Source organism: Trinickia mobilis, from assembly GCF_017315705.1.
Classification (GTDB): Bacteria; Pseudomonadota; Gammaproteobacteria; order Burkholderiales; family Burkholderiaceae; genus Trinickia_A; species Trinickia_A mobilis.
The window spans coordinates 223253-240508 of record NZ_JAFLRF010000003.1 but is presented as its reverse complement, the minus strand read 5'-3'; the positions used below and the strand labels follow the sequence as shown (position 1 = coordinate 240508).

Annotated in this window: 9 protein-coding genes; 5 read left to right on the top strand and 4 right to left on the bottom strand. The window is 67.8% G+C overall.

The genetic code is table 11. The annotated features are described in order from the left end of the window. The first annotated feature begins 59 nt into the window (after positions 1-59). From thiC to J3489_RS06015, 5 genes are all read left to right on the top strand, one after another. The gene (gene thiC / locus J3489_RS06035) at positions 60-1991 is read left to right on the top strand and encodes a phosphomethylpyrimidine synthase ThiC (protein ID WP_206996801.1); all 1932 of its coding nucleotides are present in this window, start codon (positions 60-62) and stop codon (positions 1989-1991) included. A 170-nt stretch (positions 1992-2161) separates the two neighbouring features. Further along, complete coding sequence (locus J3489_RS06030; RefSeq protein ID WP_206996800.1) at positions 2162-2605, top strand: hypothetical protein; 444 nt, start codon at positions 2162-2164, stop codon at positions 2603-2605. 262 nt (positions 2606-2867) lie between these two features. Further along, positions 2868-4469: an L-lactate permease gene (locus J3489_RS06025; RefSeq protein WP_206996799.1), complete on the top strand. Its 1602-nt coding sequence runs from the start codon at positions 2868-2870 to the stop codon at positions 4467-4469. Positions 4470-4716: 247 nt separating this feature from the next. Beyond that, the gene (locus J3489_RS06020; protein ID WP_206996798.1) at positions 4717-5646 is read left to right on the top strand and encodes a DMT family transporter; all 930 of its coding nucleotides are present in this window, start codon (positions 4717-4719) and stop codon (positions 5644-5646) included. A 297-nt stretch (positions 5647-5943) separates the two neighbouring features. Then, positions 5944-7224 carry a sensor domain-containing phosphodiesterase gene (locus J3489_RS06015; protein WP_206996797.1) on the top strand — a complete coding sequence of 427 codons (1281 nt, stop codon included), beginning with the start codon at positions 5944-5946 and terminating at the stop codon, positions 7222-7224. Between the two features lie 47 nt (positions 7225-7271). Here the strand turns inward: J3489_RS06015 and arfB are convergent, their stop codons facing one another. From arfB to recC, 4 genes are read right to left on the bottom strand one after another with little or no spacing between them, the layout of a single operon-like run. Further along, complete coding sequence (gene arfB / locus J3489_RS06010) at positions 7272-7676, bottom strand: alternative ribosome rescue aminoacyl-tRNA hydrolase ArfB (protein WP_206996796.1); 405 nt, start codon at positions 7674-7676, stop codon at positions 7272-7274. Between the two features lie 14 nt (positions 7677-7690). Next, complete coding sequence (locus tag J3489_RS06005) at positions 7691-9943, bottom strand: AAA family ATPase (RefSeq protein WP_206996795.1); 2253 nt, start codon at positions 9941-9943, stop codon at positions 7691-7693. Beyond that, positions 9940-13758 carry an exodeoxyribonuclease V subunit beta gene (gene recB, locus J3489_RS06000; protein ID WP_242539807.1) on the bottom strand — a complete coding sequence of 1273 codons (3819 nt, stop codon included), beginning with the start codon at positions 13756-13758 and terminating at the stop codon, positions 9940-9942. Before recB ends, J3489_RS06005 begins: the two co-directional genes overlap by 4 nt. Next, entirely contained in the window at positions 13755-17222 is a 3468-nt protein-coding gene (gene recC / locus J3489_RS37430) for an exodeoxyribonuclease V subunit gamma (RefSeq protein WP_242539806.1), read from the bottom strand. The genes recB and recC overlap by 4 nt, the downstream gene beginning before the upstream one ends. Positions 17223-17256 lie beyond the last annotated feature (34 nt).

The window sequence follows — 17256 nt, the reverse complement described above, 5'->3', positions numbered from 1 at the left end:
CCGGACCTGCCCTACCTTCCTCTCGTCTCCTGCTTAGCGCCCCACATCAGGAGATATGCATGAACGCCAACCCCAAATTCATTTCCGCCGACGCGCACGTCGATGCTGCCGCCGTCGCGCCACTGCCTAACTCCCGAAAGGTCTACGTAAGCGGATCGCGCCCCGACATCCAGGTGCCGATGCGCGAAATCACTCAGGCCGATACGCCGACCGCCTTCGGTGGGGAGAAGAATCCGCCTATCTACGTGTATGACACCTCTGGCCCGTATTCTGATCCCAAAAATCAGATTGATGTACGCCGGGGTCTTCCCGCATTGCGTGAGAACTGGATCGACGAGCGCGGCGACACGGAAACGCTGCCGGGCCTGACGAGCCAGTACGGACGGGAGCGGGCGGCCGACCCGGCCACCGCGCAACTGCGTTTTCCGGGCCTGCACCGCACCCCGCGCCAGGCCAAATCCGGCGCGAACGTAACGCAGATGCATTACGCGCGCCGCGGCATCATCACGCCGGAAATGGAATTCATCGCGATCCGCGAGAACCAGCGCCGCGCCGAGTATCTCGAGAGCCTGAAGGCGAGCGGCCCGAACGGCGCGAAGCTTGCCGCGATGATGGGCCGCCAGCATGCGGGCCAGGCGTTCGGCGCCGCTGCGTTCGGCCCGAATGCGCTGACCGAGATCACCCCTGAGTTCGTGCGCGAGGAAGTCGCGCGCGGACGCGCGATCATCCCCGCGAACATCAACCACCCGGAAAGCGAGCCGATGATCATCGGCCGCAACTTCCTCGTGAAGGTCAATGCGAACATCGGCAATTCGGCGGTGACGTCGTCGATCGGCGAGGAAGTCGACAAGATGACGTGGGCGATCCGCTGGGGCGGCGATACCGTGATGGACCTGTCCACGGGCAAGCACATCCACGAAACGCGCGAATGGATCATTCGCAACAGCCCGGTGCCGATCGGCACGGTGCCGATCTATCAGGCGCTCGAAAAGGTCAACGGCAAAGCCGAAGACCTGACCTGGGAAATCTTCCGCGACACGCTGATCGAGCAGGCCGAGCAAGGCGTCGACTACTTCACGATCCACGCGGGCGTGCTTCTGCGCTACGTGCCGCTCACCGCGAACCGGATGACGGGCATCGTCTCGCGCGGCGGCTCGATCATGGCGAAGTGGTGCCTCGCGCATCACAAGGAAAGCTTCCTCTACGAGCACTTCGAGGACATCTGCGAAATCATGAAGGCCTACGACGTGAGCTTCTCGCTCGGCGACGGCCTGCGTCCCGGCTCGATCTACGACGCGAACGACGAAGCGCAGCTGGGCGAGCTGAAGACGCTCGGCGAACTCACGCAGATCGCCTGGAAGCACGACGTGCAGACGATGATCGAAGGCCCGGGCCACGTGCCGATGCAGCTCATCAAAGAGAACATGGACCTGCAGCTCGACTGGTGCGACGAGGCGCCCTTCTACACGCTCGGGCCGCTCACCACCGACATCGCTCCCGGCTACGACCACATCACGTCGGGCATCGGTGCGGCGATGATCGGCTGGTTCGGCACCGCGATGCTCTGCTACGTGACGCCGAAGGAGCACCTGGGCCTGCCGAACAAGGACGACGTAAAGGAAGGCATCATCACCTACAAGCTGGCGGCGCACGCAGCGGACTTGGCGAAGGGCCACCCGGGCGCGCAGGTACGCGACAACGCGCTCTCCAAGGCGCGCTTCGAGTTCCGCTGGGAGGACCAGTTCAACCTCGGCCTCGATCCGGACAAGGCGCGCGAATTCCATGACGAAACGCTGCCGAAGGATTCGGCGAAGGTCGCGCACTTCTGCTCGATGTGCGGCCCGCACTTCTGCTCGATGAAGATCACGCAGGACGTGCGCGAGTTCGCTGCGGCGCAGGGCGTGACGGAAGAGGCGGCGCTGCAGAAAGGGATGGAAGTGAAGGCCGTCGAGTTCGTCAAGAGCGGCGCGGAAATCTATCAGAAACAGTAAGCGCTCTGAGCTTGGCTGAGACAAATTGCCCGCCGCGTGCGGGCTTTTTGTTGTTTGAAACGATCCGTAACCGGCTTGCTGTGCCGGCGCTTTCGCATTGGCGTACAGTGGTCGCACGATGTCCGGCTCGCGTCCGGCAAGCCGGACGCCTCGATTCTGGGATGCGTTTCATGAACACCAAGTTGGCAGCGACGGCACTCGCCGGCGCCATGTCGTTGGCCGGGTGCTACTACGGACCCTACGGATACGACCCGTACGGCGGCTACTACTACCCGACGGTGCCCGCTGCGGCAACGCAGCAAGCGATTCCCGTCGCGCCCCCGCCGAGTGCTGCGGCAACCCCGCCGCCGCCGAACCAGCCTCCTCCGCCCGCTTCGGCCTACGCGGCGGCACCGCCCGCGCAATACGCCGTCGCGGACGTTCCGGGCTACTACGCCTATCCCGCTTACTACCCGGCCTACCCGGCCTACCCCGCCTACTACGGCTATCCGTACTGGTGGGGACCGTCCGTCTCGATCGGCGTCGGCGGCTGGTGGGGCGGCCGCGGCTGCTGCTGGGGCGGCGGCCATGGCGGCCACTGGCACGGCGGCGGCGGGTGGCACGGCCATCACTGAGAGGCGGCGCGCACGCTTCTGGCGGCATGCTCCGCATGCCGCATCCTCATCCTTTCCCAACCCGACAATTGTTCTCCGTGGCGTGCGCCAAGCCCGCTGCGGCGCCCTTCGGCTCGTCCCGAGCGTGTTCTTTAAGGCCGTACTTACCCGCCTTGACTGAGCCGCCTCGCCTTCTATGCTTGGAAGCGCGGTAAAAGACCAAGAGACCACAAGTCTATTCAGCGGCACACAACCGGCATCGAACAACAACGAAGGAGCCGAGATGTTCCATCAATTGCTCACCCCGATCGGCAATGCCCTATTGCCGTCGTTCATCGTGGCGGTCCTCCCCATCGTCCTCGTCCTGGTCCTGCTCGGCTGGGCCCGGCGGCCCGCGTGGCAGGCATCGCTCGCGGGCCTCGTGTTGGGCCTCATCATTGCGATCGCCGGCTGGCGGTTTCCGGTCGGCCTCGCGATCAACTCAGTCTTCGCGGGCGCGGTGTTCGCGGTCTGGCCGGTGATGTGGATCGTCTTCAACGCGATCGTTCTCTACAACATCGCGCAACGCTCCGGCCGCTTCGCCGCGTTCCGCATGTGGATGATCGACAACCTCCCGAACGACCGGCGCGTCGTGCTCGTCGTCATCGGCTTTTCGTTCGGCGCGCTGCTCGAAGGCATCTCCGGATTCGGCACGCCGATAGCGATCACGAGCTCGCTCCTCATCCTGCTCGGCTTCCCGACGCTCGAAGCGCTCACCTTCACGCTGATCTTCAATACTGCGCCGGTCGCGTTTGGCGCGCTCGGCGTGCCGATCACCGTGCTCGGCGCGGTCACGCACTTGCCCGTCGATGCGCTCGGCAAGATGGTCGGCCGGCAACTGCCGTTCTTCGCGCTGCTGTTGCCGTTCTATGTGATCGCCGTCTATGCGGGCATCCGCAACATGCTGCGGATCTGGCCCGTGCTGTTCGTGTCGGGCGCGAGCTTCGCGCTCACGCAGTTCGTCACGTCCAACTTCATTAACTACAGCCTGACCGATGTGCTGTCCTCGCTCGTGTCGCTGATCCTGACCATCGGCTTCCTGCGCACCTGGAAGCCCGCGGCGGACCCGCAGTTCGCCGTGAACGTCGAGCGCGTCGGCGAAGTGCGCGGCAAGGTCGGCGGCTGGCAGGGGTGGATTCCGTGGCTTGTGGTGTCGGCGGTCGTGATCGTCTGGACCATCGCGAAGATCTTTGCGATCGGCGACATCAAGGTGCCGTGGCCGGGGCTCGACAAGGCGGTCTATATCACCCTGTACAACACGCCGTATGGCGCCGTGTGGGACTTCCAGCCGCTCGCGACCGGCACCGCGATTCTCGTCGCGTCGATCATCACCGCGCTCATCGTGAGGCTTTCCGTTCGCGAGTTCTTCTGCGCGGTCGTCGATACCTGGGTGCAGACGCGCATCGCCATACTCACCGTGGCCACGATCGTCGGCCTCGCCTATCTGATGAACTACTCGGGCTTGAACTACACGCTCGGTCTCGGCGTGGCGTCGGTCGGCGCGTTCTTCCCGCTCGTATCGGCGTTCCTCGGCTGGGTGGCCGTGTTCCTGTCGGGCAGCGATACGTCGGGCAACGCGCTCTTCGGCAACCTGCAGGTCGTGGCCGCGCATCAGGCGAACCTGAACCCGGTGCTGATGGCGGCGACGAACTCGTCGGGCGGCGTGATGGGCAAGATGATCTCGCCGCAGAACATTTCGACCGGCGTCGCAACTACCGAACTCAAAGGCAAGGAAGGTCTCGTGTTCGCGAAGACCTTCAAGCATTCGATCCTGCTGACGGTGCTGCTCGGCATCCTCGTGTGGCTGCAGCAAAACGTGTTGAGCGGGATGATTCCTCCGCACTGATGTCCGGTTGTCCGGGTCGTTCCAGGCCGGTTTGCGCTGTCCGAAGCGGATCGCGCAAACCGGCCTCCTCTTCCTGCGCAGCCTTGCTGGCTGGGCTATTCGGCCCGATCTTCGCGCGTCGCTCGCAAGTCCCTTTGCAGCGAAATTTGCCGTTTCTTGCTGTTTCATCGCGGCGTGAAATATCGGCGGCGAGCCGGTGATAAGATGCGTGCGCATCCCCTCCCGATCACGTCGATACGCCTCCTCGATGAAAGTCCAAAACGTTGTCCAGCTCATGGTGCTCGCCGCATTGTGGGGCGCGTCGTTTCTGTTTATCCGCGTCGGCGTGGCCGAATTCGGCGTGGCGCCGCTGATGGCGCTGCGTGTCGCGATCGGCGCGCTCTTCCTGCTCGGCCTGCTGTTCGCGCGCAAGCCGCCGCGTGAAGCCGTCAGCGTGTTGCGCAAGCGCGCCGTGCCGCTCGTGATCCTCGGCGTGCTCAATTCGGGCGCGCCGTTTTGTCTGTTCGCGTTTGCGGAGCTGACGCTGTCGGCGGGCGTGACGTCCGTCATCAATGCGACGACGCCCCTCTGGGGCGCGCTCGTCGCCTTTGTCTGGCTGAAGGACCGCTTGAACGTGCCGCGTACACTCGGCCTCGCAATCGGCTTCGCCGGCGTGCTGACGCTCGTGTGGGATCAGATCGCGACATCGCACGGCAACAGCGCCGCGACACCCGCGGCGAGCGCGCTGGCTGCCGCTGCCGCACTGTGCGCGACGCTGTGCTACGGCATCGCCGCGAACTACACGAAGCGCCACTTGAGCGGCGTCGATGCACTCACGCTCGCGGCGGGCAGCATGACCGGCTCGACGATCGTGCTGCTGCCGTTCGCGCTCCTCACGTGGCCGTCCGCGGCGGTCTCGTCGCATGCGTGGGGCGCGGTCCTCGCGCTCGGCATCGCCTGCACGGGCATCGCATACTTCATTTACTTCCATCTGCTCAATGTGGCAGGTCCCGCGCGCGCGATGACCGTGACCTTCGTGATCCCGATCTTCGGCATTCTCTGGGGCGCGCTGTTCCTCGCCGAGCGCGTCTCGCCCGCGATGCTCGAAGGCTGCGCCATCGTGCTCATCGGCACCGCCCTCGCGACGGGGTTCATCAAAGGCCTGCCGTGGCGGCGCGAGCCGGGAAAAGTGTCATAACGCTTTTCCGGTTCGCTGCCGCACCAGGAAACACCCTTCCTCCATCCGCCAATCCCCCGCCACCGTACCCGATCGCACATATATTCGTTCGATTCCGGCCTTACCCTGACATGCATCGATAGCGCGCTTTGTTACACTCGATTCGAGTGAATCAGCGAAGTCCGGCATGGCTCACCTCTTCATTCACGAGTTCTCGTACGAACTAAATGCCCACGTGGCCCGCGTCACGTGCTGCCGCCCTTATGCCGCCGGCCGGGACGGTTTCCGAATTCTTCACGTCTCTCGGCGCGCATTGTTATGACCACAAGACGCGACCTCACGCTCGCCGGCCTCCTTCCGCGACTGGCTCGCGACGAAACCGGCTGGTACGCCACCTACGATTCGGTCACCTTGCGATCGGCATTTCAGCCGGTGCTCTCGATCGCGCACAAGCGCATCGTCGGTTACGAGGCCTTGTTGCGCGCAACGGGCGCCGACGGCCGCGCGATCACGCCTGACGAATTGTTCGGCGCCGCGCAGTCGTTCGGCGCCGCGCTGACGCTGGAACGGCTCACGCGCTGCGTGCATTTCGCAAACTTCGCCGAGCAGAACGTCACGACCGACTGGCTCTTCGTCAACGCGCTGCCGCGGCTATTCCAGTTCGGCTGGCCGCACCGCACCTTCGTCGACGAACTGTGCGCACACTTCGGCCTGCCCCACAGCCGCATCGTGATCGAAGTGCTCGAGCAGCCCGCCAACGACGAAGCGCTCCTCGCGAACACCGTCGAGTTGCTGCGCGAACGCGACTTCCTGATCGCCATCGACGATTTCGGCACGGGCTTCTCGAACTTCGATCGCGTCTGGCAATTCCGGCCGGACATCGTGAAGCTCGACCGCTCGCTCGTCACGCGGATCGCGAGCACGGGCACCGACCATCAGTTCGGCACGCATCTCGTCACGATGCTGCATCGTGCAGGCGCGATGGTGCTCGCCGAAGGCATCGAGACCGAGGGCGAGCTGATGACGCTGATGAGCGCCGACATCGATTTCGTGCAGGGCTTCTGGCTCGGCCGCCCGCAGGCGTCGATCGACGCTGCGAACGCGGCAGCGCCCGCGCTCATCAAATCGATGTGGCAGCACTTCAACGCACGGGCGAAGCCCCATTCGGGCGACCAGCCGCGTTCGTGCGCTGGCTTCGAAGAAGCGGTGCTGGCCGGTGCGCGTGCCTACGAGGCGACCGGCGATCTTGCGCGTGCCGCGGAGCGCGCGTTTCGCGTGCCCGAAGCGCGGCGCGTGTTCGTGATCGACGCGCACGGCGAGCAGCAGCGGCCGTCGATTGCCGCGGCCGGCGCGTCGCGGCCCGAGCGCCTTGCGCCGCTCTTTCCCGACATCCACAGCAACTGGTCGCGGCGCGCGTACTTTAAGCGCGCGCTCGCGACGCCCGGCCGCGTCGCAGTGATGGGCCCGCACTTCTCGCCGTCGGACGGCAAGGATTGCTACACCGCGGCCGTCGCCGTCACGTTGAACGGCGCACTCGACGTGTTTTGCGTCGACTTCCTGATGGAAGCGCGTACGCCCGTGCATGCGGACGGGACTTGATTGGCACGCCGCCTGAATGCCTCTCGATCGGGCGGGGCATTCGCGAGTCATTCAATCACGCGACCGCGCCCGGCCTTGATCGCGCCGCGATGCGTCTTGCCCTCCAGACGCCTCGCCGTCGAGGCCCGCGTCGGCTTCGTCGCGACGCGCGCGCGGCGCGTCACGCTCACGCTGCGGATCAGCTCGTCGAGACGCGCGAGCGCCGCCGCGCGATTCATCTCTTGCGTGCGATGCTCCTGGGCCTTGATGATGACGACGCCGTCGCGCGTGATCCGATGATCGGACAGCGCGAGCAGCCGCATCTTCAGGACGTCGGGCAGCGACGACGCCCGGATGTCGAAGCGCAGATGAATCGCGCTCGACACTTTGTTGACGTTCTGCCCGCCCGCGCCTTGCGCGCGCACGGCGGTCAATTCGATCTCGCTCGGTGCGATGCTGTAGCGGAGAGTCATGGCTGGGTTAGTCGTTACGTTGGTTCCCGCAGCGCCGCCGCAATCCGCGCAGCGAGGCCTGAAACGCGTTGCGTCGGCGTTGCGATCGCCTGGCTCAGCACCGCACGCGAGCCGATCACCTGCACTGCGCGCCGCGCGCGCGTGACGGCGGTATACACCAGCTCACGCGACAACACACGGCTCGCCGAACCCGGCAGCACCAGCACCGCGTGATCGAACTCGGACCCCTGCGACTTGTGAACCGTCAGCGCGAACGCCGTGTCGTGCGGCGGCAGCGCGGCGGGCGACACGGCGCGCAGGCTGCCGTCGGCAGCGCGGAAATAGACGCGCAGCGCGCCGTCTGCGCCCGCTCCCGCGGCAGGCAGCGCGATGCCGATATCGCCGTTGAAGAGGCCCAGCGCGTAGTCGTTGCGCGTGACCATCACCGGACGGCCCGCGAACCAGCTCGCGCCGGCGCTGCGAAGCAAGTCCCCTTGGGGGGCGCTGCGAAGCAAGTCTCCTCGTGGGGCGCCGAGCGGCACGTGCGCCGCGCGCCGCACGTGCGCGGCCATCAAAGCGTTCAGTTGATCGACGCCGCGCGCGCCGGCGCGCGTCGCGCACAGCACCCGAAAGCGGTTCAGCGCGTCGAAGAGCGGCGCGGGGTCGGGCGTGCGTTGAGCCAGCGCCTTGGCGAGCGCTTGCGCATACGGCGCAAAGCCTTGCGCGAGCCGCGCCACGGTGCGCTCCGCGAGCGTCGCTCCCGCGTCTTCGTATAGCGCAGCGGCGCTCGGCGTCTCGGGATCGATCGACAACGCGTCGAGCGCGCCGCCGGCGTCGCCGCGCCGAATCGCCACCGACAGCCGCCCGATCGGCGAATCCAGTCCGAATCGATAGTTGCGTTCAAGCCAGATGACGCAGTCGGTCAACGGCGTGGACGCGGGTGCGCGGTGACTGACGGTTGCAGGTGTTGAGGCATCCTCAGCGCTTTCCGAGATGCTGTTGCCGATGCGTGCCCCATCCGGCTCGTCGAACCAGGCAAATGCCTCAACGTCGTCCAACGCCGCGAAGAACGTCTCGTCGCCGAATGGCGCCGCCTCGGCATACGGCTCGCCTGCATCCCCCAAGAGGACTGGCTTCGCGGCGCCCCCCAAGGGGGCTTGCTTCGCAGCGTCGGCGCCGTCCGCCAGCGCCGCCGCGAACCGTTCTTCAGGGATCCCGAGCGCTTGCGCGACCCGCGTCACGCCGGACGCGCTGAACGCAGGCTGCGCGCTCAATTCCGCAAACACCGCTCCGGCCTCGACCGCCGCGAGCTGGTCCTTGTCGCCGAGCATCACGAGGCGCGTATCGGGCGCAAGCGCATCGACGAGATGCACGGCCATCGCGACGTCGATCATCGATGCCTCGTCGACCACCACCACGTCATACGGCAGCGGATTGCCGCGATGATGCCTGAAGCGCCCATTCGGCCCCGAGCCCAAGAGCCGATGCAGCGTGTGCGAGGTCTGCGGCAGGCGCGCCGCGATCTCGGCAGGCAGCTTGCCGGACTGCGCGAGCAAGGCCTCCTGCATGCGCTGCGCGGCCTTGCCGGTCGGCGCGGCAAGCGCGATGCGCAAGGTTGGGTTTTCGTCGATCAGACACGCGAGCACGCCGACGACCGTCGTCGTCTTGCCGGTGCCGGGACCGCCGCTCACGATCGTGAGGCGCCCCGATAACGCAGCGACGGCTGCAACACGCTGCCAGTCGACTTCATCGTCCTGCGGCGGACCGAAGTAGCGCAGCACGCGGACCTGCAGCGCCCGGGCGTCCTCGTGCCCGCCGGCAGCTTGTGCAGAGGACCCCGAACGATCCCGTGATCCGCGTGCCTGCACGTGCTCGACGAGCGCCGTCGCTAACCGCCGTTCATAGTCGAAGTAACGCGCGAGATACAAGCGGCCCGCCTCGTCGATCACGAGCGGACGCAGCGCCGCCGCGTCCTCCGCACCGCTGGAGACGACCCCGCTCGCGTGCAGCGCCGCGCGCACGTCTGCTGGCGATTCGCCATAGCGGCGCGCAAGCCTCGCAAGCGGCACGCAGACGTGTCCTGCGCTCGTCGCGCGGCTGGCGGCAAACGCAGCGCGCTGCGCCCAGCGCACGCTGCTCGCGGCGGCGCCCAGACGCCGCGACAGCGCGCCGATGCGCCGCGCGAAGCCCTCCGCAAGCGCCGTGCCGAAATCGCCGGGCTCGGCGGCGCCAGCCTGCTTGATGCTGGAGGCAGCGCCCGCAGTGGACTGATGCAGCTCGCTGGTCATGTTGCCTCCCGCAGCGAACGAATGTGAGCGTGGGGGTCGATCTTTCCCCCTCCGCCCATCAGCGCGTCGAGCGCTTCCACGAGCGCACGGCCCGGCGTGCGCGCATGCACGCCCGCGGGCCGAGCGCCGTCGCGCCACGCCGGCCGCACGCCGCGCACGAACAGATACAGGTAGCCGCCGACGTGCGCGTCGTAGTCGTAGTTCGGCTTGCGCGCCTTCAGATAGCGATGCAGCGCAACCGTATAAAGCAATGCCTGCAAGTGATACGCGTGCTCGGCCATCGCGGCGTCGAGCGCGGCCGCGCCATACTGCTCGGGCGTCGTGCCGAGATGGTTCGACTTCCAGTCGACGATCCAATAACGGCCGTCGTGTTCGACGATCATGTCGATGAATCCTTTGACGAAACCGGCCAACGCGCCCGGTTCGAGCGCGGTGTCGGGGTAGCCGTTGGCCGCGAGCAAGCGCCGCAGCGCCGCGAAATCGAGCGCCGGCGCGGCAAACAGGAACCCCAGTTCGTTGAGCCGGCGCTCGGGGTTCAGCGCGGCGAGCGTCATGCCGGGGACGAGTTCCGCCGCGACGATTTCCGCCAGGAACTTCGCCATCATCTCCGGCAAGCGGCGCGCTTCTTCTTGCGTGGCCGGCGCCGGACGCTCGCGCAGCGCGCGTTCGATCGCTTGCGGCCAGCATTCGGGGTTCGAAAAGTCGGCCAGTTCGAGCAGCCGGTGCAGACACTCGCCCGCTGCCGCGCCGCGCGGGAACGCGAGGATGTCGTCGGCGGGAATGTCAGGCGCGGCCGGTGTCTTCGCTGCCGCTTGCTCCCCTGCCGCAAGCCCACTCTGATCGGAACGCGCGAGCGCCGCCGCTTCGGCGAGCTCGTCGTGATCGGGGCGAGCCTCGTCGAGTTCGGCGCCGCTCGTCTCATGCCGCGCCCCCGCGGCAATCAGGGAACTGAAGCTCGCGATCCGCCATGGGTCGTGCAACGCACGGCGGCTCGTGCGGGCCGTCAAATGCCGCCCGCCAGCCTGTTCGTTTTGCAGCGGTTCGCGCCGTGGCGGCAAAGGCAGCGGAACCGACGTGATCGGGCCGCCGCCAAGCGCCTGCCAGCTCGCGGCGAGCGCGCTCTCCTCGGGCGGGTCGGCGAGCCAGGCATCGAACGTGCGACCGCTGCCGGCGACGAGCCAGTTCAGCACGCTGCGGCGCGACTCCTTCGTCGAGCGCGACGATTGATAGGTGCCCGCCACCAGATAGCAGCGGTACACGGCACGCGTGAGCGCCACATAGACGAGCCGCGCGCGCTCGGCGGCTTGCTCGCGCGCGGCGTCGCGCTCGGCGCGTTCGGCCTCCTCGCCGTCGCAGCCGTAGTGCAGCACGGCGACGCCGGCTTCGTCGTGATACTCGCGCGCATCGGGCAGGCCCGAAGCGCGCGGTTCGCGCAGCGCCCCGTCGTTGAGGAACGGGCAGAACACCACCGCGTACTCGAGCCCCTTCGACTTGTGAACGGTCACGATCTGCACCAGGTTGCGATCCGATTCGAGCCGCAACTGCGCGTCGTCGCCGCCGCCCGCTTCGCGCTGTGCGGCAAGCCAGCGCAGCGTCGGCGCGATCCCGGGCTGCGTGGCCGCGCGCGCCTGCACGAGCTCCGCCAGGTGATTGACGTCGGTCAGACGCCGCTCGCCGTCCGCGCCCGCAACGAGCCGCTCGCCGACGCGCAGCTCGCGCATCAACGTGCGCCACATGACGGCGAAACCGCGCTCGTGCCACAGCGTTCGGTAGCGCGAAAAGCGCTCGGCCCAGCCCATGGCGTCCGCGGCATCGGCGGCTGCGGATGGCTCGAAAGCCCGCGCGGAATCGGCGGCATCGGCAGCTTGTTCGAGACGCCACAGCGCAGCCGCGTCGAGCCCGAACCAATCCGTCGCCAGCGCGGCGCGCAGACGCCTCAAGTCGCCGGGCGCATCGATGGCGGCCAGCACGCGCTCGATCTGTTCGGCGTCGAGCGTTCCGAACACCGACGCCTGCGCCAGCTCGACACTGCCGACACCCCACGCGGCCAGCACGCGCTTCACGAGACTGCCCTGCTTGTGAGTCTGCACGAGCACGGCGATGCGAGCGGGCGCCAGCGGTTCGCCGCCGATCGTCACGGCGCCGTTGCGCGCGCCGCGCATGAGCCGCACGATCTCGGCCGCGCACGCCTCGGCCGCCTGCCGCTGCGCTTCGCGCTTTTGCAGCACGGCGTCGCCCCCGGGAAGCAGCCAAACGCGGAAGTCGCCCGCGTCGCCGGCGCCTCGCGTGGCATCCACCAGCGGCGGCCGCTCGCGCGAGCCCGAGCGCACCGGCTGATAGTCGAGCCCATCGAGCACGAACGCCTGCGGATTGGCGCCGAAGACGCGATTGCACGCGTCGACGATCGGCCGCGTCGAACGCTGGTTGACCGCCAGCGTGTAGCGCGCCGACGCCGATGCGCGCGCCGCCAGATACGTGTGCAGATCGGCCGCGCGGAAGCTGTAGATCGCCTGCTTCGGGTCGCCGACCAGAAACAGCGGCCCCGGCGTTCCGGGACCCTGCGCGAAGATCCGCTCGAAGATCGCGAACTGCAGCGGATCGGTATCCTGAAACTCGTCGATGAGCGCGGCGGGATAGCGGGTGCGCAACGCGTCGGCAAGCCACGGGTGCGCGGCGAGCGCACCGTATAGATTCGACAGCAGGTCGTCGAACGACGCGACGCGCCGCGTGCGCTTCATCGTGGCGAGCGCGGCGGGCGCCTCGTCTAGCCACGCGGCGATGAGGCCGAGCCAACGCGCGCGATGCGCGGCTTCGGCGGCGTCGAGCGCCGCTGTCAATTCATCGGCAAGCGAAAAGAACGGATGCTCGGGCGGCGCGAGCTTAACCTTCGTCGCCTTGCTAAGCGCCTGAGCAGTGAGCTTCAACGCGGCGCGCGGCGGCGCGGCATGGCAATCGCCTTCGTCGAAATACGCGGACCACGCTTCGATCGCGGCGCTTACCGCGTCCGGTTTGTGCGTCGTCTGTTTGAGTACCGCTTGAGCCTCGCCGAGCAGCGTCACGATCGCGTCGCGCTCCGCTTGCCAAAGCGCTCGGGCCGCGTCGAAACGTTCCTGGGCGCGCCCAGCATCGCTCGAAGCGGCGTCGGCGTCCGGCCCGCCCCAGCGCAAGCGCGCGAGCGGCTTCTTCAAGCGGCGCGCAAGCTGCTCGTCGAGCGTCGCCGGCCCCGCGCGCTTCGCGACGAGCCACGACGCGAACGCGGGATGCGCCGCGGCCGCCGGCTCGACGCGCTCGCGCCAGAAATCGGCAGCCAGTTCGAAACGCAGCGACGCGTCGTCGGTCTCCATCTCGAACGCGAACGGCATCGCGGCCGCGAACGGCGCCTCTTGCAACGCACGCTGGCAAAACGCGTGGATCGTGTGAATCGCCGCCTGATCGAACGTTCGCAGCGCACGCCGCACGCGCTTTTTCGCCGCCTCCGGCTCGATGCCGCCGGCCGCGAGCGTCGTCTCGAACAGGCGCGCGACGAACGGATCGCCGCCGTCGTTGCCCGTGTCGATCGCGCGCTCGAGCTCAGCGAGCCGGCCGCGAATCCGCTCGTGCAACTCGGCAGTCGCGGCCTTCGTGAAGGTGACGACGAGGATCTGGTCGGCGTTGAAATTCTTTTCGAGCAGCAAGCGCACGTAGAGCGCGCAGATGTTCCAGGTCTTGCCGGTGCCCGCGGACGCCTCGATCTGATTCACGCCGTCGAGCTCGCACGCGAAGACGTCGAGTTCGCGGGCGGGCAGCGCGGATGACGCAAAGCCGATATCGCTCATGACGCCTCCCGTCCGCTTGGGGGAGCGGGCAGCGAACGTAAGTGAGCATGGGGGGCGTCGATGCCGCTCCTCAGGTGCTGGATCAGCGGATCGAACACGAGGTGCGCGAGCGTGCCGAACGGCTCGTCGAGCGACAGGTTCGCGCCGCGCCACGCGATGCGCAACGCCGGGTCGTCCGATTCGCCGCGCACGCGGTCGTTGACCCATGCGCCGAGCGCGGCGGAATCGCTGTCGCTGGCCTTGGCCCAAGCGCTTTTCGGGAAAAAGCGCAACGGCAGCGAGCGACCTGCGGCAAACAGCGCGGCGAGCGGCGCGAGTTGATCGAGCGGGGCCGCGACCGGCGTCAGCTCGAAGCTCTCTTTGCCGCCGTGCCAGACGGTGCGGCGCGGTCCGTCCGGCCGCACGGCGCAATAGACCAGGTGCGCGAGCCACGCGGACAGATAGTCGCGCGCGGTCGCGCTGGCATAGCGAAACATCACTTGTCCGGTTTCGGTGAGGAGGTTCAACGTGCCGTGCAAAGCCAGCGGCACGCGGATGGCTTCGAGGCGTTCGCGCAGCGCCGCGTCATGGACGCCGAATATTTCGACGCCTCCCGTATCGGGCCAGCGCGGCGTGAGTTCGAGCACGAACGGCACACGCTCGATGCCTGACGCGAGTTCGCTGCGCACATTGCCGGCGAGCCGTCGCAGCGCGCTCAACTCGCGGCTGCGCCAGACCGCGCCCGTCGCGCCGCCCGGCAGCTCCGGGCTCGCTTCGGCCACGCGCTGCACGCGCGCCGCCACGGTGTCGTCGCCGGCCTCGAGCAGCACCGGCAACAGGCGCTCGGCAAGCGCATCGCGCCCTGCGTAGTCGAGCTCGAACGGCTCCGTGTCGATCAACTCGCCCTGCGCATCCGCGAGCACGATGCCGAGCCTGTCGCGCAGAAGCGCACGTGCCGGATGCCGCCAGAAACGCTCGAACTCGTCGAACGCGATGGATTCGGCGGCTTCGAGCGGCAGCGGATCGGCAAAGAACGGCTGCGCGGGATCCCGGTCTCCGTTCGCGATGCGTTCGGCCAGCACGGCGCGCTCGGCGTCGTACGTGAAAAGCCCGCTCTTGCCGTCGAAATACTCCGCCGCGAACGGCTGCAGCGGATGGTCGACGATGAACACGCGCCGCGCGTCTTGGACCTGCTCAGGCGTCGCGTCTTGCCCCGCCGACACCTGCGCGAGATGATCGAGCAATTCGTCGACGAGCGCGGCAGGCGGCAATGCTGCGTTGTCGCGGATGCTGCGCCCCGTGTAGGCAATGAACAGCCGGTCGCGCGCGGCGAGCAGCAAGTCGAGAAAGAGATTGCGCTCGTCGTCGCGCCGCTGCCGGTCGCCGAGCTTGCCGAACGCGGCCATCAGATCGAATTCGTCAGCGCGCGCGAGGCTCGGCAGCACGCCGTCGTCCATGCCGATCAGACAGACGACGCGATACGGCAAACCGCGCAAGCTCGTGAGCGACGAGAACGTGACGCCGCCCCACGGCACGCCGCCGCGCGCCGGGTCGTCGAGCGCTTCGGTGAGCGCCGCGCGCACGACGGCCGCGGGCAGCTCGACCTGCTCCGCGCCCTCGCGCATCACGTCGACGAGCGCATTGACCGCGTCGCGCACGTCGGCGAGCGAATCGGCAAACGCGATGCCGTGATCGAAGAAACGCGCGAGCGCATCGAGCAGCAGCTCGCCCCATGCTTGCGGCGCCAAGGTCTCCGACGCACGGCGCGCAAAGCCGTCGAGATCGTCGACGAACCGCGCGAGCCGCCCGAGCAGCTCGCCCTCGGAGCCGCTTGCGCCTTCGACCGGCAGCCACGCATCGACCGGCTCGCCGCCTTCGGGCATCGCGTAGCCGAGAAAAAGCCGCATGAGCGCGTCCGAAAACGTATGGCGCGCGACGGGCACGGCATCGTCTGCCGGTACCGCCGGCGCGAGGCCACGCCGCGCACCCGCTGCGGCGAGCCATTCCTGTGCGGTTTCGAGCGCGGCGGCATCGACGCCGTAGCGCGCCGCAACCGCATCGACCCGCATCCATTCGATCAGCTCCGGCGCGCCCACGCTGCGCTCGGCAAGCGCAAGCCAGTCGAGCAGTGCGCGCGCGATAGGATTCGCCTGCGACGGCGGCAAGCCGGTAATCCGATACGGGATTCGACGCCCGTCGCTCGCGACGCCGCCCGCCGTCGTCCCGAACACCGCATCGATCAACGGTCCGGCGGCGGCCAGATCGGGGCACACGACGAGCACATCGGACGGCGCCAGATCGTCGAACTCGTTGAACCAGGCGAGCAAACGGTCATGCAGCACTTCGAGCTGGCGCGACAGACTGTGGCAAACGTGAACTTCGATTCCGCGCTCGCCCGGCATTTCGCCGTCGGCCGCCGCCGCTTCCGGCTCCAGATCCAGAATCGCGTTCTGCACTTTCGCGAGCCACGTCGACCCGGGGCTTTCGGCGTAGCGCGTCGCCTCGGCTGACGCCGCGCTTTCGGTCAGCTCGTGCAGCATGTGAAGCTGCGCCTGTGTCTGACGGCCCCACTCGGCGAGCAGCGGGTGGCCGGCTTCCTGATAGTCGAGTTGGCCGGCCGCATCGAGCGCTTCGATGCGCCCAACGCTCACGATGTCGAACCAGAACTGGCGGCACGGGTTCATTGCGTAAAGACGCACGTCGATCCAGCGCGACAGCTCGCGCAACAGCGCGATATGAAGCGGCGGCATCGTCGGCAGAGCGAATACGCTGACCGACTCGGGCCAGCGCGCGCGCATCACGGCGTCGAGATCGAGCGAACGGGCCTCGGCGAGGAAGCGATACGCGGGCGGCGTGGCCGCTGCAAGCGAGCGGGCATCCGCGCCGCCGCCCAGCTCGGCAAGCAGCGCGCGCCACAACGCCGCCTGCCAGCGCTCGTCCTCGCGCGCAGCGGCACTCGCGCCGCGCAGATTCGGTCCGCGGCTCTCGGCGCTGCCCGACGCATCGCCGCCTCCCGCGAAGATCGATCCGCCCTGCTGCCAATGCGTGAGCCACTCCGGCCGATAGGTCAGATAGTGATCGAGCACGGTCGCGACGCGGCGCGCGAGCTCATAGCGCATCGGCGCATCGGCGGCCGCGAGGTAGGTCGAAAGACGCGGCGACGCGTTCCATCCGGCGTCGGCATGGTCGCCGCCGAGCAAGCGATAGCAGCGCCATACGAGCCGGTCGGGCGCGAGCGGCGAATGAGCGGGCACCGGTATCACGCCGCCGATCTGCGCCCACAGCCACTGCGCCAGATAGCTGAAGTTCACGTTCGCGCACACGCCCTGGCGCACGGCGATATCGAGTTCCAGCCGCCGCCGCACCGCCGCGCTCGGCACGATGATCTGCTGGGCGCCCCATGGATCGGACCGCGCCGCCGGCAAGTCGTCGAGCAGCGCGTCAACCAGAGTTTCGTAACGGTTCGAATAGAAAAGCTGGAGCATGGGGCCTTTGGAAGAGCGTGCGGCGCGGGAAGGA